Annotated in this window: 20 protein-coding genes; 17 read left to right on the forward strand and 3 right to left on the reverse strand. The window is 60.8% G+C overall.

The features are described from left to right. Positions 1-9: 9 nt before the first annotated feature. From JWZ97_RS04100 to cysB, 14 genes are all read left to right on the forward strand, one after another. A complete protein-coding gene (locus tag JWZ97_RS04100; RefSeq protein ID WP_240342470.1) occupies positions 10-1,032 on the forward strand; it encodes a FemAB family XrtA/PEP-CTERM system-associated protein in 1,023 nt (340 codons plus the stop codon). Then, a complete protein-coding gene (locus JWZ97_RS04105; RefSeq protein ID WP_240342471.1) occupies positions 1,029-2,267 on the forward strand; it encodes a TIGR03087 family PEP-CTERM/XrtA system glycosyltransferase in 1,239 nt (412 codons plus the stop codon). Before JWZ97_RS04100 ends, JWZ97_RS04105 begins: the two co-directional genes overlap by 4 nt. Then, complete coding sequence (xrtA, locus tag JWZ97_RS04110; RefSeq protein ID WP_205433551.1) at positions 2,264-3,811, forward strand: exosortase A; 1,548 nt, start codon at positions 2,264-2,266, stop codon at positions 3,809-3,811. The genes JWZ97_RS04105 and xrtA overlap by 4 nt, the downstream gene beginning before the upstream one ends. After that, the gene (locus JWZ97_RS04115) at positions 3,808-4,956 is read left to right on the forward strand and encodes a TIGR03088 family PEP-CTERM/XrtA system glycosyltransferase (protein ID WP_205433552.1); all 1,149 of its coding nucleotides are present in this window, start codon (positions 3,808-3,810) and stop codon (positions 4,954-4,956) included. Before xrtA ends, JWZ97_RS04115 begins: the two co-directional genes overlap by 4 nt. Positions 4,957-4,969: 13 nt before the next feature. Continuing rightward, the gene (locus JWZ97_RS04120) at positions 4,970-6,859 is read left to right on the forward strand and encodes an XrtA/PEP-CTERM system amidotransferase (protein ID WP_205433553.1); all 1,890 of its coding nucleotides are present in this window, start codon (positions 4,970-4,972) and stop codon (positions 6,857-6,859) included. Then, positions 6,852-8,078: a TIGR04063 family PEP-CTERM/XrtA system glycosyltransferase gene (locus JWZ97_RS04125; RefSeq protein ID WP_240342472.1), complete on the forward strand. Its 1,227-nt coding sequence runs from the start codon at positions 6,852-6,854 to the stop codon at positions 8,076-8,078. Before JWZ97_RS04120 ends, JWZ97_RS04125 begins: the two co-directional genes overlap by 8 nt. 77 nt (positions 8,079-8,155) lie before the next feature. Beyond that, positions 8,156-8,287 (forward strand): hypothetical protein, encoded by a 132-nt coding sequence (locus JWZ97_RS20170; RefSeq protein ID WP_256438378.1) that lies wholly within the window; start codon positions 8,156-8,158, stop codon positions 8,285-8,287. Beyond that, positions 8,280-10,847, forward strand: a complete 2,568-nt coding sequence (mutS, locus tag JWZ97_RS04130) for a DNA mismatch repair protein MutS (RefSeq protein ID WP_205433554.1) — start codon at positions 8,280-8,282, stop codon at positions 10,845-10,847. The genes JWZ97_RS20170 and mutS overlap by 8 nt, the downstream gene beginning before the upstream one ends. Before the next feature lie 72 nt (positions 10,848-10,919). After that, a complete protein-coding gene (locus tag JWZ97_RS04135; protein ID WP_205433555.1) occupies positions 10,920-11,543 on the forward strand; it encodes a CPBP family intramembrane glutamic endopeptidase in 624 nt (207 codons plus the stop codon). 278 nt (positions 11,544-11,821) lie between these two features. Continuing rightward, the gene (locus JWZ97_RS04140; RefSeq protein ID WP_205433556.1) at positions 11,822-12,595 is read left to right on the forward strand and encodes a hypothetical protein; all 774 of its coding nucleotides are present in this window, start codon (positions 11,822-11,824) and stop codon (positions 12,593-12,595) included. Between the two features lie 69 nt (positions 12,596-12,664). After that, entirely contained in the window at positions 12,665-13,459 is a 795-nt protein-coding gene (locus JWZ97_RS04145) for an inositol monophosphatase family protein (protein WP_240342473.1), read from the forward strand. Between the two features lie 26 nt (positions 13,460-13,485). Beyond that, positions 13,486-14,343, forward strand: a complete 858-nt coding sequence (locus JWZ97_RS04150; protein ID WP_205433557.1) for an HDOD domain-containing protein — start codon at positions 13,486-13,488, stop codon at positions 14,341-14,343. Positions 14,344-14,499: 156 nt separating this feature from the next. Then, entirely contained in the window at positions 14,500-14,823 is a 324-nt protein-coding gene (gene fdxA, locus JWZ97_RS04155; RefSeq protein ID WP_205433558.1) for a ferredoxin FdxA, read from the forward strand. Between the two features lie 114 nt (positions 14,824-14,937). Next, positions 14,938-15,912 (forward strand): HTH-type transcriptional regulator CysB, encoded by a 975-nt coding sequence (gene cysB, locus JWZ97_RS04160; protein ID WP_205434548.1) that lies wholly within the window; start codon positions 14,938-14,940, stop codon positions 15,910-15,912. A gap of 17 nt (positions 15,913-15,929) precedes the next feature. On the opposite strand, the gene JWZ97_RS04165 is transcribed toward cysB, so the two are convergent. Continuing rightward, positions 15,930-16,775 carry a bestrophin family protein gene (locus JWZ97_RS04165; RefSeq protein WP_205433559.1) on the reverse strand — a complete coding sequence of 282 codons (846 nt, stop codon included), beginning with the start codon at positions 16,773-16,775 and terminating at the stop codon, positions 15,930-15,932. A 77-nt stretch (positions 16,776-16,852) separates the two neighbouring features. Here JWZ97_RS04165 and dhaK point away from each other — a divergent pair, with 77 nt between their 5' ends. From dhaK to JWZ97_RS04180, 3 genes are all read left to right on the forward strand, one after another. Further along, on the forward strand, positions 16,853-17,842 hold the full coding sequence (dhaK, locus tag JWZ97_RS04170; RefSeq protein ID WP_205433560.1) for a dihydroxyacetone kinase subunit DhaK: 990 nt from the start codon (positions 16,853-16,855) through the stop codon (positions 17,840-17,842). Positions 17,843-17,875: 33 nt separating this feature from the next. After that, positions 17,876-18,508: a cold shock and DUF1294 domain-containing protein gene (locus JWZ97_RS04175; RefSeq protein ID WP_205433561.1), complete on the forward strand. Its 633-nt coding sequence runs from the start codon at positions 17,876-17,878 to the stop codon at positions 18,506-18,508. Between the two features lie 118 nt (positions 18,509-18,626). Next, positions 18,627-19,019, forward strand: coding sequence for a hypothetical protein (locus JWZ97_RS04180; RefSeq protein WP_205433562.1), 393 nt, complete (start codon positions 18,627-18,629; stop codon positions 19,017-19,019). 13 nt (positions 19,020-19,032) lie between these two features. On the opposite strand, the gene JWZ97_RS04185 is transcribed toward JWZ97_RS04180, so the two are convergent. Then, a complete protein-coding gene (locus JWZ97_RS04185) occupies positions 19,033-20,115 on the reverse strand; it encodes a hypothetical protein (protein ID WP_205433563.1) in 1,083 nt (360 codons plus the stop codon). Further along, on the reverse strand, positions 20,108-21,370 hold the full coding sequence (locus JWZ97_RS04190) for a hypothetical protein (RefSeq protein WP_205433564.1): 1,263 nt from the start codon (positions 21,368-21,370) through the stop codon (positions 20,108-20,110). The genes JWZ97_RS04185 and JWZ97_RS04190 overlap by 8 nt, the downstream gene beginning before the upstream one ends. Between the last annotated feature and the right edge of the window lie 102 nt (positions 21,371-21,472).

Raw genomic sequence — 21,472 nt, forward strand, 5'->3', positions numbered from 1 at the left:
ATTTATCGAGTGGAAATCAAATATCTCGAAGACAAAGATCGTGCGTTGTGGGATGAGTATGTTGATCACCATGCCGAGGCGACCTTTTTTCATAAGTCCGGCTGGCGTGAGGTTCTGGAAAAAGGTTTGGGGCATCGTGCGTATTTCCTGTATGCCGAATCTGAAGGGCGGATTTGTGGAATACTTCCGCTCGGGCATGTGAAAAGCCGATTATTCGGCAATTCCCTGTCGTCGACCCCTTTCTGTGTCTATGGTGGGGTTGTCGCGGATTCCGGGCAGGTACGCGCCGCTTTGGAAAGTGCCGCCAGGAATTTGGCCACCAAGTTAGAGGCCGATTATGTCGAATATCGGAATCTCGTTCCATCAGAAAGCGGGCGCCCGAGTAAGGGGCTCTACGTGACCTTTCGTAAGACACTGGATCCCGATCCCGAGAAAAATCTGTCCGCTATTCCGCGGAAGCAGCGCGCGGTGGTGCGGAAGGGTATTTCTGTCGGCCTGCGCAGCGTCATAGATACATCGGTGGACCGCTTCTACGAAGTGTACGCGGAGAGTGTACGCAATCTGGGCACGCCGGTGTTTCCCAAGCGCCTCTTTCAAATCCTTAAGGATGTATTTGGCCCGGCTTGCGAGATAACGACTGTAGAGCACCAGGGGCGGGTATTGAGCAGCGTGATGAGTTTCTATTTCCGCGACGAAGTTTTGCCTTACTACGGCGGGGGTACCGCCGCTGCTCGGGAAAACTACGCCAATGACTTCATGTACTGGGAGGTCATGCGGCGGGCGGTGGAGCGTGGTGTGCGAGTTTTCGATTTTGGTCGAAGCAAGCGGGATACCGGTTCCTTCCGGTTCAAAACGCATTGGGGTTTCGAACCGGCACCGTTGCATTATGAGTACGATCTGGTTAAAGCCTCGGATATACCCGATATCAACCCGCTCAATCCTAAGTATCGATTCTTTATCGCGGCCTGGAAACGGCTGCCTTTGCCGGTCAGCAAGCTGGTCGGGCCGTGGCTGGCACGCAGTCTGGGTTGAGTAAGGCGGTAGGGCCGGCCTTGAAAGATCTGTTGTTTCTCGCTCATCGTATTCCGTTTCCGCCGAATAAGGGCGACAAGATTCGCTCATTCAACCTGTTGCGACATTTGTCGGCGAAGTGGCGGATACATTTGGGGGCATTTGTCGACGACCCTGACGACTATCGGTATCTAGACGTTTTGCAGGCCTACTGCAAATCAATTTGTTTGGTGCCGCTAAGTCCTCTGCGAGGCAGGCTCCGCAGCCTAAAAGGCCTGCTCTCGGGGCAGGCCCTTACCGTGCCTTATTACTCCGATAAAGCCATGCGCGTATGGGTCGAGAAAACTGCGGCCGAGTGCTCGCTGGACGGTGTCCTGGTGTTTTCCTCGGCTATGGCGCAGTACGCGGAAGGACTGGGTCATCTCCCTCGGGTGATCGATTTTGTAGACGTCGATTCGGATAAGTGGCGTCAATACGCGGATGGGAAGCCCTGGCCTGCCAATTGGGTGTACCGGCGCGAGGCGGAACGCCTGCTGGAATATGATAGGGGAGTCGCCGCGCGCTTCGATCGCAGTGTTTTCGTTTCCGAAGCCGAGGCGGCTTTGTTTCGCCGTCTGGCACCGGAATCGGCAGCCAAGACGGTGGCGGTCGAGAACGGGGTGGACACCGGCTATTTCGACCCCGACAGGGATTACCCGAATCCCTATACGGCGGGTGCCGAGGTTTTGGTGTTCACCGGTGCCATGGACTATTGGGCCAATATCGATGCTGTCAGTTGGTTTGCACGTGCAGTATTTGCCAAGCTTCGGGAAATCAAGCCGCAAGTCGAGTTTTTCATCGTCGGCTCCCGACCTGCCCAAGCGGTTCGCGACCTCGCGGCGATCCCCGGGATCAAGGTGACCGGAGCTGTCGAAGACGTGCGCCCTTATCTCAGTCACGCCCGTCTGGCGGTTGCTCCATTGCGTATTGCTCGCGGGATACAGAACAAGGTGCTGGAAGCGATGGCGATGGGCAAATCCCTGCTTGCCAGTCCTCAGGCCATGGAGGGTATCGAAGGTGCGGAAGGTCTGGACTTGCGCGTGCTCGATGATGCGGGAACTTGGGTGAGCGCGTTGCTCGCGGCGAAGGACAGCGTCCATCCCCTACCGGTGCGTTCTGCCCCGAACCGCGCCTTTGTCGTCGATCGCTACGGCTGGCCGCGCAGCTTGGAGAGGCTGGACGCCTGTTGGCGAGAAGACTCTGTGGAAAAATTATGACGGTAATCCGCAACGCTCAGCTAGCTTGGCGACATACGGCCGCGATTTCGGGCGTGGGTCTGGTCCTGTTGTTGCTGGTCTATCGCTCCACTCTGATGTCGATGATCACGATCTGGGAGCGGTCGGAGACATTCGCCCATGGTTTTCTCATATTCCCGATTACCGCCTACCTGATTTGGCGGCGGCGGTCTGCGCTGGTCCGGCTTACGCCGCAACCCGACGCAAGGGGGCTACTCTTGCTGGTCGGCTTCGGCTTGATCTGGTTGCTCGCCCGTTTGGCCGGCGTCTTGGTGGTCGAGCAGGCCAGCTTGGTGGGGATGATCGCGTCCTGGGTCTGCACCGTGTCGGGTTTCGTGATCGCCAGGGAAATCGCCTTCCCGTTGGGCTTTTTGTTGTTCGGCGTGCCTTTCGGCGAGTTTCTGATCCCGCCGATGATGAATTTCACCGCCGATTTCACCGTAGGCATGCTGCAATTGACTGGCATCCCAGTTTACCGGGAGGGCACTTTTTTCAGCATTCCGAGCGGTGACTGGTCCGTGGTGGAGGGCTGCAGCGGGTTGCGTTATCTCATCGCCTCCATCACCTTAGGGTTTCTTTACGCTTATCTCAGTTACCACTCGCTGTTGCGGCGTCTGGCGTTCATTGCTCTGGCCTGTGTTTTTCCCGTTATCGCCAACGGTCTTCGGGCCTACATGATCGTCATGATCGCGCATTTGAGCGACATGAAGTTGGCCTTGGGCGTTGACCATTACATTTACGGTTGGGTGTTCTTCGGCCTGGTCATGCTTCTGCTGTTCTGGTTAGGCTCGCTTTGGAGCGAGCCGGAAGAGGTGCTTGGTACGGACTCCGTGGGCGTTCACCGGGCCGCGCCTTTCCGGGGAGTCGATCGCCTTAACACCGGCATCATCGCACTGGCGGCACTCAGTTTCAGCGTCGTATGGCCGTTGCGAGCGGACTATCTGGATGCTTTGTCCCTAAGCAGCCCGGCAGTGGTCCGGCTGTCCGCGCCCGCGCCGGCGGGACCGTGGCAACCGGCATCATCCCGTCTGACCGGATGGGAGCCGCGTTATGTCAACCCGGATGCGAAGCTAGCGGCCACTTATAGCGACGGTCAGCATGCCGTGGCGGTTTATGTCTTGTATTACCGGCGACAAAATCAGGATCACGAGTTGATCAATTCGCAAAACGTGCTGGTTCCCCAGAAGCACCCTGAATGGCGCATGCCCGAAGAGCGGCCCGTTTCGGTGCGGCTGAGCGGGCGGGATCTGAAAGTTTTGCAGGGCCGCGTGCAGTCCGCGGGACAAAACCTGCTCGTGTGGCGCTGGAACCGGGTAGCCGGTGGGCACAATACGGTCAACGAATATTGGGCCAAGGCGCTGGAGGCTGGAAAAAAGCTGGCGGGAAACATAGAGGATGCGGCCGGTATCGTGATCGCCACCGATTATGAGGATGACACCCGCCCGGCGGCCGACGTGCTTCAGCGCTTCGTCGATGACATGTGGCCTTCCATCGAGCAAAGCTTGGTTCGCGCGGGCGCCGAATGACGTCTGATACTCCGCTCGTCGCCCACATCATCTATCGTCTCGGCGTTGGAGGACTGGAAAACGGATTGGTGAACTTGATCAATCGTAGTCCGCCGGGGCGCTACCGACATGCCGTGATTTGCCTCAAGGATGCCACCGAGTTCAGGCTGCGCATCCAAGACCGGGAGGTGCCCGTATACTGTCTGCATCGCAAGGAAGGCCAGGATATCGGAATGTTTATCCGGCTGTTTCGCCTGCTGAGGACGCTCAAGCCTGCTATCGTGCACACGCGCAACCTGGCCGCGCTGGAATGCCAGGCTCCCGCCTGGCTCGCGGGTGCGCGCCACCGGGTGCATGGCGAACACGGCTGGGATGTCTTCGACCCCGATGGATCGAACCGAAAATATCAATGGCTCCGGCGCTTGTATCGGCCCCTGATCCAGCGTTACATCCCGCTTTCGCGGCATTTGGAAAGCTATCTGCGGGGCAAGGTCGGGGTGCCGGCGAAGAAGATCAGAAGGATATGCAATGGTGTCGACACCGAGGTGTTCCACCCGCCGGGCGGCGACCGGGTGGAGATTCCAGAATGTCCCTATGCCGGGGCGCGCGGATTAGTTTTACTCGGCACGATCGGCCGCATGCACGGCGTTAAGGACCAACTCACCCTGGCAAGAGCTTTCATACGGCTGTGCGAACTCATGCCGAGCGCGAAAGATCGCGCGCGCCTGGTGCTCGTGGGCGAGGGGCCCTTGCGCGAGCAGGCACGGTCGGAGCTGATCGCGGCAGGTCTTGAAGAGCTGGCCTGGCTGCCGGGCGAACGGAGCGACATCCCGGACATCCTGAGGCTGCTAGACCTGTTTGTACTGCCTTCCAGGGCTGAAGGCATTTCCAACACGATATTGGAGGCCATGGCTACCGGTTTGCCGGTGGTCGCCACCTCCGTCGGAGGCAATCCCGACCTGGTGATCGACGGCGTCACGGGCAGCTTGGTGCCGCCCGGCGATCCCCAAGCGTTGGCGGTGACTTTGGCCGGCTATCTCGATGATCCGGAGCGCCTCGCCCGACAGGGCCGGGCGGGTTTGGCCCGGGTGAGGGATGAGTTCAGCCTGGACGGCATGGTGCAGCGTTACTTGGCTGTATACGACGAATTGATGGCTACGAGTTGAGAACGATACGAGCATGTGCGGGATCGCAGGCATATTCGATTTAAACGGGCGGCGCGAGATCGACCGCGAACTGCTGGGGAGGATGAACGAGGTCCAGCATCACCGCGGACCGGACGAAGGCGGCTTGCACACCGAGCCTGGACTGGGCCTCGCGCACCGGCGCCTGTCCATCATCGATCTGTCCAGCGGCCAGCAGCCCTTGCTCAACCGCGACGGCAGCGTGGTCGTCACCTATAACGGCGAGATCTTCAATTTCAAGGCCATCCGCAGAGAACTCGAGGCACGGGGCTACCGGTTCCGCACGCACTGCGATACCGAGGTGATCGTGTACGCCTGGGAAGTCTGGGGCGAAGCCTGCGTGGAAAAATTCCGCGGCATGTTCGCCTTCGCCGTCTGGGACCGGAACCGGGAGACCCTGTTTCTCGCGCGCGACCGTCTGGGCGTGAAGCCGCTCTATTACGCGCAACTGGCCGACGGCTTTTTCATCTTCGGCTCCGAACTGAAAGTCCTGCAGCAACATCCGGGGCTGCCGCGCCGTGTCGATCCGCGTGCGGTCGAAGACTATTTCGCTTACGGCTACGTGCCGGATCCCAAGACCATCTATCGCGACGTTTATAAGCTTCCGCCGGGATTCCGTCTGAGCCTGCGTCGAGGGCGGTCCGGCTTTGCCCCCGAGCCTTACTGGGACGTGCCTTTTCGTGTCGATACCACCATCGACGAGGAGACCGCCAAGGACGAACTGGTCGTTCGCCTGCGCGAGGCGGTCGACATCCGCATGGTGGCGGACGTGCCGCTGGGCGCATTTCTGTCCGGCGGGGTGGATTCGAGCGCCGTGGTCGCCATGATGGCCGGCTTATCCAAGGACCCTGTCAATACCTGCTCGATTTCGTTCGGCGATCCGGCTTTCAACGAAAGCAAGCACGCCCAGACGGTGGCCGAGTCCTATCACACCCGGCACCGGGTCGAGCAGGTAGATCCGGAAGATTTTTCCTTGATCGACCGATTGGCAGGCTTGTACGACGAGCCTTATGCCGACAGTTCGGCCCTGCCGACCTATCGGGTGTGCGAACTGGCACGCAAGGACGTCACGGTCGCCTTGTCGGGCGACGGCGGAGACGAAAACCTCGCCGGTTATCGCCGCTATCGCTGGCATACCTATGAGGAAAGGCTGCGTGGCCTGCTGCCATCCGGCTTGCGGCGTCCGCTGTTCGGCTGGCTGGGCCGCGTGTATCCCAAGGCCGATTGGGCGCCCAAGATATTTCGCGCCAAATCGACCTTCGAGGCGCTTGCCCGGGACACGGTGGAAGGTTATTTCCATGGCGTTTCGGTGATGCACGATCAATTGCGCGCGCAGGTATTCACGCCGCGCTTCCGCAGTGAACTGCAGGGCTATACCGCGGTCGAGGTGCTGCGGGGGCACGCAGAGCGTTCTCCGACCCAGCATCCTCTGTCTCTGGTACAGTACCTCGACATGAAGACCTATCTGCCGGGCGACATCCTCACCAAGGTCGACCGCGCCAGCATGGCGCATGCCCTGGAAGTCCGCGTACCGCTTCTGGACCATGAACTGGTGGAGTGGATCTCCTCCCTACCGCCCGAGTTTAAGCTCAAGGGCAAGGAAGGTAAGTACCTGTTCAAGAAATCCATGGAGCCGTTTTTGCCGGACGATATCCTGTATCGTCCCAAGATGGGGTTCGCCGTTCCCCTGGCGGGCTGGTTCCGCGGGCCTTTGAAGCAAACCCTGCGTGATGCGGTGCTGAACCCGGTGATGGCGGATTCCGGTTATTTCGACATGGATTTTCTCAAGACCATGGTCGATCAACACCAAGCGGGAACACGCGACTATAGCGCCAGCCTGTGGTCCCTGCTGATGTACGATTCCTTCCTGAGACTGAATGCCTGACCCCGTCATGCGCGTACTCCACATTCTGGATCACTCCATTCCGCTGCACAGCGGCTATACCTTCCGCACGCGCGCCATCCTCGAACAGCAGCGCGCTTTGGGCTGGGAGACGTTCCACGTCACTTCCGCCAAGCACAAAGGTTCCGGTGCTTTGGTGGAAGATGTCGACGGTTTTCGCTTCTACCGTTCCCGGCAACCGAGCGGCTGGCTGTCGAAACTGCCCGTCCTGAACCAGTTCGCGATCGTCGACAGCCTGGCCACGCGGATCGACGAAGTCGTGGAAGAAGTGCGCCCGGACATTCTGCATGCCCACTCTCCGGCCCTCAATGGCCTTGCGGCCCTGCGGGTGGCTCAATGGCACGGTTTGCCCGTGGTCTACGAGTGTCGCGCATTCTGGGAGGACGCCGCCGTCGACCATGGAACCAGCCGCGAGGGCGGCCTGCGTTATCGCGCGACTCGTGCCTTGGAAACCCATATTTTCCGCAAGGCTCAGGCCGTGACGGTCATCTGCGAGGGCCTGCGGACCGACATCATCGCCCGCGGTATACCGGCCGATAAAGTCACGGTGATTCCCAACGCCGTGGACGTACAAAAGTTCCGCTACGGAACCGAGGCGGATCCCGTCTTGCGCGCCGACCTGGGCCTGGCCGGGAAAGTGGTGTTGGGCTTCATAGGCTCCTTTTATGCCTACGAGGGCTTGCCGCTATTACTGCAAGCCTTGCCGAGGATTGCGGCAACACGGCCGGACGTCCGATTGTTGCTGGTCGGCGGCGGGCCTCAGGAAGCGGCGCTACGTGCCTTGACCCAACAATTGGGGCTGGGCGACCGCGTCCTGTTTTCGGGTCGCGTATCGCACGACCTGGTGCAGAAATATTACGATCAGGTCGACGTTTTGGTATATCCCCGCTATTCCATGCGCCTCACCGATCTGGTGACGCCATTGAAGCCCTTGGAGGCCATGGCTCAAGGGCGCTTGGTGGTGGCATCGGATGTCGGCGGACACAAGGAGCTGATCGAAAATGACCGGACCGGCCTGCTGTTCAGGGCGGGCGACGCCGACGACCTCGCCGGAAAGGTGCTCGAGCTGCTGGGCCGGCCGGATCGCTGGCCGGCGATCCGCCAGGCCGGACGCAGCTATGTGGAAAACGAGCGGAGCTGGGCGCTCAGCGTGGCTCGTTACGCCGAGGTCTATCGCGCGGCGTGTTCGGGCCGCCGATGATATAAAGGTCGCCTTGGCGCGTCTTGACGGCCCGCTTCGAAACGCCTCGTCGGCTCATACAAAGGAATCGCTCCACCTTGCGGATTTTCCTCAAACACCTCCCCATCGCCTTCCATACGGCGGCCATGGTGACCCCGCGCTTCGGCGCCGCCTGCCCGGCCTCCAACCGGCGCCTGGCTCTCGCGCTCAGCACGTCCCCCGATGCTTAAAGACACCGATTTGAGTCGACACACGCCCATGATGCGGCAGTATCTGGGCCTGAAGGCGGAGCATCCCGACCGCCTGCTGTTTTACCGCATGGGCGATTTCTACGAACTGTTCTTTGACGACGCCCGCAAGATCGTCGGTTTGCTGGATCTGACCCTGACCCACCGGGGAGAATCGGCGGGCGTGCGCATCCCCATGGCCGGCATTCCTTACCATGCGGCCGAAACTTACCTGGCCCGTTTGCTCAAGCTGGGCGAGTCGGTTGCGATTTGCGAGCAGATCGGCGATCCGGCCACATCCAAGGGACCGGTCGAGCGCAAGGTCGTGCGCATCGTCACTCCGGGCACGGTCACCGACGAAGCCCTGCTCGAAGAGCGGCGCGACAATCTGCTGCTGGCCGTCGCACCGGCGTCGGGCCGGTTCGGCCTGGCTTATCTGGATCTGGCCGGCGGCCGCTTCCTGTTGCAGGAGCCGGAAACGGCCGAGCATTTGCTGGGCGAGCTGGAGCGACTCAATCCGGCCGAGATCCTGGTCAGCGAAGAATGGCCGCTGCCGGCCACCTTGGCCAGCCGTCGAGGCTTGACGCGCCGCCCACCCTGGCATTTCGACCCGGTGACCGCGCGCAACCTGCTGCTGCGCCAGTTCCAGACCCGCGACCTGGACGGCTTCGGCTGCGAGCGGGCCGAAGCCGCCATCGCCGCGGCAGGCTGTCTGCTGCAGTACGTGCAGGAAACGCAAAAAAGCGCGCTGCCCCACCTGCGCAGCTTGCGCCTGGAAACCGGCGCCGAAGGCATCATTCTCGACGCGGCCAGCCGGCGCAACCTGGAGCTCGACTATCACCCCAGCGGGCGACTCGAATTTACCCTGTTTGGTGTGTTGGACCGCACGGCCACCGCCATGGGCAGCCGCTTGTTGCGCCGCTGGCTGCACGGTCCGCTGCGCGACCGCACGGTTCTGCAAGGCCGCTACCAGGCGATCGATGCCTTAAGCCAAGCGGCTCAGCCCGTGCACGAGCAATTGCGGGAAGTGGGAGACATCGAGCGTATCGCGGCGCGGATCGCGCTCAAGACCGCCCGCCCGCGCGACCTGGCGACCTTGCGCAACTCTCTGACGTCGTTGCCGGGTTTGCGGGACGCTCTGGCCGCCTGTGATGGCCCTCTACTCGCGGACTTGCATGCGCGGATAGGTGAACATCCCGATCTGCTGGACCTGCTTGCACGCGCACTGGTCGACAGCCCGCCCATGCTGATCCGCGACGGTGGCGTGATACGGGCCGGCTACGATGCCGATTTGGACGAGTTGCGGAACTTGAGCCAGCACGCGGATCAATTTCTCATCGAGATGGAACAGCGTGAGCGGGCGCGTACCGGTATCGCCAATCTCAAGTTCGGTTACAACCGCATCCAGGGCTTTTATATCGAACTGTCGCGTACCCAGGCCGACAAGGTGCCGGTCGACTATACCCGCAAGCAAACGCTCAAGGGCGTGGAACGCTATATCACTCCGGAGCTGAAAGCCTTCGAGGACAAGGTGTTGAGCGCGCGGGAAAAGGCGCTGGCCTGCGAGAAGGCGTTGTACGAGGCCCTGCTGGATACCCTGGGCGAGTCTTTGCTCCGTCTCCAGACCAGCGCCGCCGCGGTGGCCGAAACCGACGTGCTAACCTGTCTGGCCGAGCGCGCCGCCACGCTGGCCTTCAACATGCCGCGCCTGGTCGAGGAGCCGGGCATACGCATACGTGGAGGCCGTCATCCGGTGGTCGAGCGCTTGACGGACGAGCCCTTCGTACCCAACGACCTGATGCTGTCTCCGGAATGCCGCATGCTGATTCTTACCGGCCCCAACATGGGCGGCAAATCGACCTATATGCGGCAGGCCGCGCTGATCGTCCTGCTGGCCCATATCGGCAGTTACGTACCTGCCGACGACGCCGAGATTGGACCGATAGACCGTATCTTTACCCGCATCGGCGCTTCGGACGACCTGGCGAGTGGGCGCTCCACCTTCATGGTGGAAATGACGGAAACCGCCAACATCCTGCACAACGCCACATCCAACAGCCTGGTGCTGATGGACGAAGTCGGACGCGGCACCAGCACGTTCGACGGCCTTTCCCTGGCCTGGGCCTGCGCCGAGCATCTGGCCCGTGAGATCAGGGCGTATACCTTGTTCGCCACGCATTATTTCGAACTGACCGTGCTGGCCGAGGAGTATGCCGATATCCGTAATGTCCATTTGGACGCAGTCGAACACGGCGATAACATCGTGTTCCTGCATGCCGTCAAGGACGGGCCGGCGAATCAAAGCTACGGTTTGCAGGTCGCGGCGCTGGCCGGCGTACCCCGACCCGTGGTCGAGCGCGCGCGCGAGCGGTTGCGCGATCTGGAAGAGAAGGCCGGCGCAAGCCCGGCAAAATCGGGCGGGGTACACCAGTTCGACCTGTTCGCCGAACCGGAGCCCAGTCCGGCGCTTCTGCGCCTGGAGAAGATCGAGCCCGATCACCTGAGCCCGCGCAGCGCGCTGGATTTGCTCTACGAATTAAAAGCCTTATTGGCCAAAAAATAGGGAGGTGAAATGGCGGGACATCCCCAGCGACCCCGTTCGGCGATCATGATCCTGACTCGCCAGGAAGCCTGAATGAGCGACGCCCCGATCCGATCGACCGGCGAGATCAGCGCCCGGCGCTTTCTCCATCTCGCCACGCTGTTCGAAGGCAGTCTGGTACTGGTCGCGTATGTCATCGGCTGGCTCGGCGGCGTGGACCCCTGGGCCGATCTGCGCTTCGATGCCCTAGGCTGGCTTTATGGTCTGGCGGCAACCCTGCCGCTGTTTCTTGCCTCGCATGCGTGTTATCGGCAGGCCCAGTCCTTTGAGCCTATGCGGCAGGTCAAGGATTTCCTGATCGAGCGCATGGGGCCGGTACTCGACGGATGCCGAGGTCATGAACTGGTTTATCTGGGGCTGCTGGCCGGTGTAACCGAAGAGGTGTTGTTCCGCGGTGTCATACAGCCCTTGATGGAGTCGGGCATGGGTTCATGGCCGGGTTTGATCGCCAGCAATCTCCTGTTCGCGCTGGTTCACGCGGTGACGCCCCTGTATGCCGTGCTGGCTGGATTGACCGGAACCTATCTGGGGCTGTCCCTGGATCTCGGCGGCGAAAGGAATCTGCTGATCCCGATTCTGATCCATGCCTGTTACGACATGCTGGCCTTCCGTATGGTGGTGAGGAGTTACCGTGAGGCGCGCGGCCGGAGGTTTTGAGCGGCGCCCAAAAAATTCACTAGGAACGGTGTTGGGGGGAATGCAGAAGGTTGGAGGGTGAGCTGGTAGTAGCGGATATGGATAAGGTTAGCGGTGGGCCGGTTCCTAGTGCTTCAACTCGAAGAAGAGGTTATGCCCTTCCTATCCAGCAGGCTCTGTGCCATTTGTTTTTTAGTCGCCGAATCAATAGGATGGCGCTTTATAGTCGGCGCGGCCGTCACCCGAGATGCGTCATATGACGCATCGTGATGCGAAATCCCACGGGGCTGCGATGTATCATGACAAACAATAACCGGCGTTACGGCGGTCGCCTGATTTATCACGCACGGGATGCCGAAGGGGCGCTCGAAGTCGTGGAGACACACGGTGTTCGCGCACTCCATTTCGGCACCTCGCCCAAGCAAAGCGCGATGTCCCTGGATGAGCCGCGGCGTTTGGAACTGGCCTATGCCCGGGCGATGTTGAGCGGCTTGTTGTTTGTGCCTCGACCGAGCCGTGTATTGATCCTCGGCTTGGGGGGCGGCACCCTGGCGAAATTCATCCTGGACCACTATGCGGAGTGCCGCGTGGACGCCGTGGAAAGACGACCGGCCGTTGTCAGCATCGCCCGCGATTATTTCGGCCTGCCCAGCGACGACCGGCTGGCCGTTCATGTAGGCGAAGCCACGGATTTCGTTTCCCGTTGTCTGCCCAAAGCCTACGATCTGGTGCTGGTGGATGCCTACGACCACCAAGGCATGGACGGCTCCATCAATGCCGAGGCTTTCTTTCGCGATTGTGCCGGCTCGATCAACGGCGATGGCGTGCTGACGATCAATCTGTGGGGTACGCATGCCGTCGCCCTGCGTACCTCCAATCAACTCTTGCGTTTATGTTTTCCGGGCCGCTGCATGCGGCTTGCCGTTCCCAATCGCGGCAACGTGATCGGTTTGGGTCTGGGCGAAAACTTCCAGTCGGTTACCCCATCGGCTTATGCGGCGACCGCCTGCGCGCTGGACGTCGAGCTGGGTATGGAAATGTCGTACTTTTTGCGCAATCTGCGCGTCTTGTAATCCCGGCCGCCGGGTGGCGGTGATAAACTGGCGGCATTGCAATAGCCGCCCTTTTTCGGAATATCGCCGATGTTAGCCGCGCTGATTCCTCTCGTGAGAACCGCCGCCCGCGAGGAGTTGCTCTCCCGATTTTCCGTGGCGGAACGCCGTTATAAAAGCGACGGCAGCGTCGTGACCGAGGCCGATCTGGCGATGCAGCAGCGATTGACCGCGGAACTCGCTCGTCTGTTTCCGGAATACGCACTGCTGGGCGAGGAAATGCCTGAAGATCAACAGCGGGCATTGATCGAGTCGGGAGATCGTGGACTGTGGTGCCTGGATCCGCTCGACGGCACCAGCAACTTCGCGGCGGGTTTGCCGTTCTTCGGCGTTTCGCTGGCCTTGCTGAAGCACAGGCGGCCGATCCTCGCCCTGGTGTACGACCCCATACGCGACGAATGCTATACGGCTGAAGCCGGCAAGGGCGCCCGCCTGAACGGCGCCCCCTTGCGATGTACGGCCGCCGGCTTGCCGTTGCGACGCTGCCTGGCGATGGTCGATTTCAAGCGCATTCCCGGTCTGGTCTCCGCCCTGGCGGTCCGACCGCCATACGGCTCGCAACGCAGCCTCGGCGCCGTCGTGCTGGAATGGTGCTGGCTCGCGGCCAACCGCTATCATGTTTACCTGCACGGTCGGCAGAAGCTATGGGATTACGCCGCCGGCGCGCTGATATTGGCTGAGGCGGGAGGGCACGCAGAGACCCTGGCCGGCGAACCGGTGTTCAGCGATGCCTTGCAGGCCCGCTCGGTGGTTGCCGCCGGCGATCCGGCCTTGTTCGAAGAATGGAAATCCTGGCTGGCCGGGCATAATTCCCCTCCGGCCTAGTTACCCCGCATGATGAGAACGACAACATGGAACTGAACGATCTGATCCGCGACACGCAGCAATTGGTGACTTTGCCGGAGATCTATTACCGGGCTCAGGAGTTGCTGGACGATCCCCGCTCCGATTCCAAGACCATAGGGGTGGTGATCGAAAGTGACGCCAATCTCACGGCGCGCCTGCTGCGCATCGCCAACAGTCCGCTATACAGCCCCAGTGCCAGGGTGGACCGCATTTCCTACGCGATCACCTTGCTCGGGCGCAACGTGCTGCGCGATCTGGTTCTCTCCACCGTGGTATTGCGGGTTTTCGACAAGGTGTCCACGAACCTGGTGGATCTATCCACCTTCTGGCATCACAGCCTCTATTGCGGCCTGGCGGCGCGCCAGTTCGGCAAGCTGAGCGGATTGCTGCATCACGAACGCATGCTGGTCGCGGGGCTCGTGCACGATATCGGGCAATTGCTGATGTATCAGCGTTGCCCTGAACTTTCCGTGCAAGCCTTGTCCAGCGCCGAGCCGGTGGATGACGGCATGTTCCGCGCCGAACGCGAAGTGTTCGGATATACCCATGCGGACGTCGGCGCCCGCTTGTTGGCGAGCTGGCGCCTGCCTGACAGCTTGCAGGAAGCTGTTGCATTTCATCACGAGCCCGGTGCAGCGCTTAACTACCGTTTGGAGGCCAGCCTGCTCCACCTCGGCAACTTCATCGCCAACCGGCTGGAGCCGGGACGTCAGCTGGATGTTTGCGAGCCGCGGGTGGACCCTCGGGCATGGGACTACGCCGGCGTCGCGGAAGAGTCGAGCGAAGCGGTATTGAACGCCGCCAACGAGCACTTCCTGGACGTGCTTGACGTATTGATGCCCAGCCGCATGTTCGTTCACTGAGCCTAGCTGACGCCGGCAGTTGGGAAATAACTTGCGACGATGTAAAATCGCCGGCTCTAAGTACGCCAAATCGTACCGTGGTCGGCGCAATGCCGGGCATTCGGGCGACCCGAGTCGGCGCGAGACCGAACCATCCCTAGACTGAAGGATAACCCAATGGCATTCGTAGTTACCGAGAATTGCATCAAGTGCAAGTACACCGATTGTGTCGATGTCTGCCCCGTGGACTGTTTCCACGAAGGCCCCAATTTCCTGGTCATCGACCCTGACGAGTGTATCGACTGCACGCTGTGCGAGCCGGAATGTCCCGCACATGCGATCTACTCGGAAGACGAAGTTCCGGCCGGTATGGAGGAGTTTATCCAGCTCAACGCCGAGCTGTCCAAATCCTGGCCCACCATCAGCGAAGTCAAATCGGCCCTGCCGGACGCTGACGAGTGGAAGGACCAGCCGGGCAAACGGCAGTATCTCGAAAGATAACCAAAGCTCCCTGCGGAAGGACGGATGCTTCTCCCCCTCCTTCCGCAAGCCCGCTGCGGCCTGGAAGGCCCCTCTTTCCTGGCGCTCGGCCGCGCAAATCCGCTCACTAACGCCATGAAACTCCAGCAATTACGCTACATCTGGGAAATATCCCGGCACGAACTAAACGTCTCCGCCACGGCCGACAGTCTTTATACGTCTCAGCCGGGTGTGAGCAAGCAGGTTCGTTTGCTGGAGGACGAACTCGGCACGCTGATCTTCGCCCGCAACGGCAAGCATCTGACCGAAATCACGGCGGCCGGCAAGCAGATCGTCGCGATTGCGGGTGAAATCCTGGGCAAGGTTCAGGATATTCGCCATATCGCCGAAGAGCACAGGGACAACAAGGTCGGTGCCCTGGCCATCGCGACGACGCATACCCAGGCACGCTACGCCCTGCCCAGCGTGGTGAAAACCTTCATGGCGCGTTATCCGGGCATCAAACTCAACATGCACCAGGGCACGCCCATGCAGATCGCCGAACTGGCCTCCAGGGGGGTGGTCGATATGGCCATCGCCACCGAGGCCATGGAGTTGTTCGACAATCTGGTCATGTTGCCCTGCTACCAGTGGAACCGCTGTGTGCTGGTGCCGCGCGACCATCCGCTGACGCAGTTGTCCGAGCTGACCCTGCAAGCGGTGGCTGCGTATCCGCTGATAACCTATGTGTTTGGCTTCACCGGCCGGTCGCAACTGGATCAGGCCTTTGAGCGCAACAACCTGCATCCGCAGATCGCCCTGACCGCGGTCGATGCGGACGTGATCAAGACCTATGTGCGCCTGGGACTGGGCGTGGGCATCGTGGCCCACATGGCGTACGACCCGGAAATAGACGGCGACCTGATCGCCCTGGATGCCAGCCATCTGTTCGGCGCCAGCATCACCAAGATCGGTTTGCGCCGCGACATGTACATCCGCAAATTCATTTTCGATTTCATTGAGCTGTTCGCTCCCCACCTGACCCGGAATCTGGTCGAGGAAGCCATAAGCTTGCGCGAAAAACACGAGGTCGACGAGTTGTTCAGCCACGTCGAGCTGCCGGTGAGATAGCAAGAGGGCAGGCGCATCTAGCGCGAGGGGCCCGCGTTCAGGATCTCGTCCACGTTGCTGGCGATGGTCACGGCGATTTCGTCCGTCGGCAAATCGTTGGCGTCCAGACCGAAGGGGTTTTCCACTTCTTCCGCGATAAGCTCCAGGCTGCCCAGGACGTAGAATACGAAGGTCGTGAACGGGATCGTCCAGTAGCCGAAATCGTGCGCAAAGCAGAACGGCATCGTGACGATGTACACGAAGACGAACTTCTTGATGAACAAGCTGTAGGAATAGGGAATGGGCGTTTTGCGTATCCGTTCGCAGCCACCGCAGACGTCGGTAAAGGCCGTCAGGTCGGGGACCAGCGCCAGATAGCGTTCACGGTCGATGTCGCCGCTACGGCGCAGTTTCTCCAGCTCCCGAAAAAGGCCCGCGGCTATCCGGTTGGGCGCGTGGCGGATGCCGGCGTCGCGGCGGCTTATTCCGTCGCGCAGATGCAGCTTCAGCGCTGCGGCATAATTGGCGATCAGGCGGCTGAAACGGCTGCGGGCGATATGGCGTTCCGGCAGGCCGGCGTCGAGTTTGAGGGCCAGATTGCGGGAAGCATTGACCAAGGCGCCCCACTGGCGCCGTCCTTCCCACCAGCGTTCGTACGCCGTATTGGTGCGGAATACCAGCAGCAGGGAAATGACGAATCCCAGCAGCGAGTGCACCAAGGTCGTGCCTCGCCATTGGTCGAAGAGCACGATCTGCTCGAGATAGGCGATGCCTCCGCTGTACAAGGCCACCGTGGCCATGGCCGGCAGCAGTTGACGGAAAGTATCGCTCTTGTGGAACTTGAATATCAGTCCCCACCAGGATTTCGGGTTGTAATTGATCATCGGCGCGTTCGGTGGACGGTTTGGTCCTGCTATTCTACGGCGCGCCCAGGCACGATGTTCGGAGGAAAAGCGCCGCCATGAAAAAATTCATCGATACCCCGGAAACCCTGCTACATGACAGCTTGAGCGGCTTCGCCCTGGCTCATGGCGATATCGTGCGATACAACCCGGAACCCCGCTTCATCCGGCGGGCGCAAATCGGTCCAGCGGGCAAAGTCGCGTTGATTTCCGGCGGCGGTTCGGGCCATGAGCCTCTGCATTGCGGATATGTCGGAGTGGGGATGCTCGACGCCGCCTGTCCGGGACAGATATTCACATCGCCCACCCCGGATCAGATGCTGGCCGCCGCGCAAGCGGTGGATACCGGCGGCGGCATTTTGTTTATCGTCAAGAACTACGCGGGCGACGTCATGAATTTCGACATGGCGGCCGAACTGCTGGAGGTCCCGCATGGCTCGGTCCTGGTGCATGACGATGTGTCGATACCCGAACATCAGGGCATGGGACGTCGCGGCGTAGCCGGCACGCTAATGGTGGAGAAAATCGTCGGCGCTGCCGCCGAGGCGGGCGCCGATCTCGCGGCTTGCCTGGCGCTGGGAGAGCGGGTGGTGCACGCCACCGCATCCATGGGTGTGGCCTTGACCAGCTGTACCGTGCCTGCCCTGGGAAAACCGACCTTCGAGATCGCCGGCGACGAAATGGAAATGGGGGTGGGCATACACGGCGAGCGTGGGCGAGAGCGCATGAAGCTGGCCACGGCGAAGGAGATCGTCGACCAGATCGCCACGACCATAGCCGACGAGCTCAAACCCGAGCGCAATCAGTCCGCTCTGCTGCATATCAACGGCTTCGGTGCTACGCCCTTGCTGGAGCTCTATCTGATCTACCATCTCGCCGCGCAATTTTTCCAGGACCGGGGCGTCGTCATTGCCCGCTCCCTGGTCGGCAACCACACCACCTCGCTGGACATGGCCGGTTGTTCCGTCACGTTGACCCTGCTCGACGATGAACTCATCCGCTGGTGGGATGCGCCGGTGCATACCGCCTCATTGAGATGGGCGTGCTGAAGCGCATGGCGTCGCCGGGGATAGCGCAAGCCTATGTCTAAAACCGCCAGTATCGGCCACCTCGTGTTATGGAACAACGACAAGGGATTCGGTTTTGTGCGCCCGGAATCCGGCGACAAAGACTACTTCGTCCATATCAGCGCGTTTCGCAAGGGCATGAGCCGTCGGCCCGAGGTCGGCGATCGGATACTGTACCTCGAGGACCGCAAATCGCCTGACAAGCGGCGCATCGTTCGCGCGGAGATCGACGGGATGCCTTACGAACGATCCCCGGAGGCGATCGAGCTCGCCGACCCGATTTGGGTCAAACACGCCGTGACGGCGGTCGTGTCGATTCCTTTCCTGCTCGCCATGTTCGTGCTGTGGCGGACGCGCAATGTGCTGCCGTTTGCTTCCTATCTGTTCCTGACCATGCTGGCCATCCTGTTTTATGGCCTGGATAAGAAACAGGCTTTGCGGGGAAGCTGGCGCATACCGGAGCTCTATCTGCACATCCTGGAGTTCATGGGGGGGTGGCCGGGCGCCTTGCTGGCGCAAAGGAAGTTGCGCCATAAAAACAAGAAAGGTCCCTATTTGCGTATCTTCTGGGCCATCGTGCTGTCACACTACATCGCTTGGACGTACTACCTGGTGGAAAACTGGGACAAGCTCAAGCCGCCGGTTTGATTCGACGCTGACGCGATGAGCGTCCGGGCTTCGTCGCAAGCGCCGACCGTGACGCCGCACAAGCCTGTTTGATATAGTCCGCCACCTCGATAACCCCACAACGATAAAGGTGATCATCATGGAGTCGCAAGCCTTCAAACTGTTTTTGGCATTCATAGGCGTGATGGCGGTCGGTTTCGGCATCGTGGCGACCACCCGTGAAAGCCCGCAGGAGAAACTGCAGGGTGCGTTTCTTCAGACTTCCAGCCTGTTGAGCAAGCTGGCGCTGGAAAAGTGCACGGACGCCGTGCGTAAAGAGGCCGGTACCCACCCCTACACGCCCAGCGAATCTTCGGGCGATCACACCACCAACGCTACGCTGATCTGGAACAACGTGGGTACGGTGAAGAGGGCCGAATGCCGCTACGTCATGGATCAAGGCATCACCCTGTTGCGCGTCGACGATCGCGTCCTCATCGAAAAGGAAGCGCCCCAGCTCGGCGGCGCCGCGCCCAAGCCGGCCCACCATTAATCGGGGGCGCGGCTCAGTCTTCGCTCGACTCGGGCGGGAAGACGTGTGAGGCGTCGTTTTCCCGCTCGCCCAGCGGAAAGCGTTTTTCCGCGTTGATGACCCAACCGCGCGCCTTGGCGAGGCGCACTTCGCGTATCTCGTCTTCCAGCATCAGGCGCTGGCGTTCCATGGCCAGCAACTCGATCTCGCGCTTCAGATGTTCTTCCATTTCGTCCATGCCGGCCGCGCGCCGGTAGCGATCCTGCAGGTCGGACTCCATTTCCAGCTTGCGCAACTGGGCCATATGGCGAATCTGCTCTTCGCCCTGGCGGGCTTCGCTGGCCCGCTCCGCGTTTCGCTTGGTTTCTTCCGCCTCCAACTCGGCGCGCAGGCGTTCGATTTCCCGCTGCAACTGCTGCCTGCGGATCGCCTCTTCATGGCATTTGATCTCCAGCAATTCCTCCTCGCGCTTCAGCTTTGCACGTTGCTCGGCCAGAGCCTGTTCGGCCCGTTCGCGCGCGAGTTCGGCTTCTTCCGCGTGGCTGCGGCGTCGCAGGGCCTCATAGACTGTCCGGTGCCGCGACCAGGGATTTGTGGCTGCCGCGTCCGCTAGGGCTTCGGTGTCGAATTGGGCCTCGATTTGGCAGCGGCAGCGGCTTTGAATGCTGCGCAGGGCCAGCAGTTCGTGTACCCCCTGTTCTATTGCGCGTTCGGTGCCGGCACAGCCGCTTTCCAGCCAGCCGGCATCCGTTTCCATCCAGCGCATTTCCTGTTCCACCAGGTCGTGCAAAAGCGCGGCGTGGTTTTCGCGTATTTGCCTGTCCAGTTCGGAGAGGGCCTCCAAATGCGCGCGGGCATAGCCGAGGGTGGGCTGAAAGCGAATCTGCAAGCGTGCGCCGATGCGGCAGAACGCGCCCAGCCGCAGCGGTTCGGGATCGATGGTCCAGTCGTAAACCGGCAGCTCGTGCACCCGGTGCCAAAAGCGCGGGACATAGCGCGCGGGGCGGGCATACACGCGCAGATAGGGGCCGAGACGGGATAGTACGATGCTGCGCCCGGCTTCGAAGCCGGCGTCCCAATGCTCGTCCGGCGCATAAAAGTCTTCGTACTCAACCATGAAGTTTGCGCTCCATGGCGACACTCAGCTTGTCGTCGTTGGCCGGGGTCGAGCGCAGTTCCGCATCGCGCCGGGCCTTCATGCGATCGGCGATGACCGGATAGAGGTTGGGAGCGAACTCGACTCTTTTGCCGCTGATCTTGCGCAGATAACCGCGGTTGAGCAGGAATGAGACCGTGAACATGCGGTTCCAGTCCGGAATTCTGCGCGCGCGTTCCAATTCGGTCCTTTCCAGGCTGAATTCGAGCTCGTCGTTGCGGTTGATGGTGAACTCGCTGAATTGCCGGAGGCCCGCGTAGGCCAGTTCTTTTTCCTCGTCCGTCAGCGGACCCGGCGCGGTGGATTCCAGTCGATAAGAGAGGATGACGGTGAAAAAATCCACCATGCCCGCACAAGCCAGGGCGAACCAGGAGATGTCTTCCCACATGGCGAAGCTCGGGGTGATGCCGCGCTGAAATTCGCCGTAGGAGGGCAGGGTGGGGGGCGGTACCGGCGCCTGGGCATAGGTCGCCGCGAGCGCATCGGCGGCCGTATGTACCGTGCCGTAGCGGTTGAGCACCTTTTCGTAAACCGACACCTCGTTGCCGCGGAAAGAAAACGCCTGCAACTCGCTGCGAAGTTCGGCGATGTGGGCGTCGAGCCTGGTCATTTCTTGCTGGAGCTTTTCCAGCTTGGCTTCTTCACGTTGCCGGATTTCGTCGTAATGACCCCAGAATTGGCCGCGCCCCACCCGGTGGCGCAGTTCCTCCGGCATGGTCGGGTGGTCGCCTAGAAACGCCTGGTTGGCTTCCTGGGCCACGGCATCGGCGCGTTTCTGCTGGGCGGCAATGAGTTCGGATTTTTGCCGCGCGAGTGCATCGAGATAGCTCTCGATCTGCCGACTGAAAGTTTGCTGCCGCTGGTCCAGCAGGTGGTCGTGCTGGGAAAACTCGTAGAATTTGAAATATGAAAAAGATACCGATACGACCAGCGCAACCAGCAGCGAAGCGCCGATGCTCAGGAATCGGGGCAGATTGGCGCGCCAATGAGTGCCGGCCAGTTCCAGCGTGCAAATGACGACGATGGATTGTACCGCCACGGTGACGATGAGCGCGATCCAGTCGGTGATGAAAAAGGACATGCCATAATAGGTGGTATAGCCGGAGGCGACGCTCAATGACAGCACGATGGGGATGGACCAGACCCGGAGCAGGCCGATGAAAGTGCTTTGTACCGAATTGAGCAACTGGCCTATGCGCCAAACCTGGGTGCTCATGAACGACGGCCGGTGGATAAAGGGAACGAGCGAGGCATGGGGGCACTCCGTATTGATCAATGACTTATGCTAGGGCTTTCGCCGGTATTTTTGAAGAGAGGC

Source organism: Methylococcus sp. EFPC2 (assembly GCF_016925495.1).
In the GTDB taxonomy this organism is placed as follows: Bacteria; Pseudomonadota; Gammaproteobacteria; order Methylococcales; family Methylococcaceae; genus EFPC2.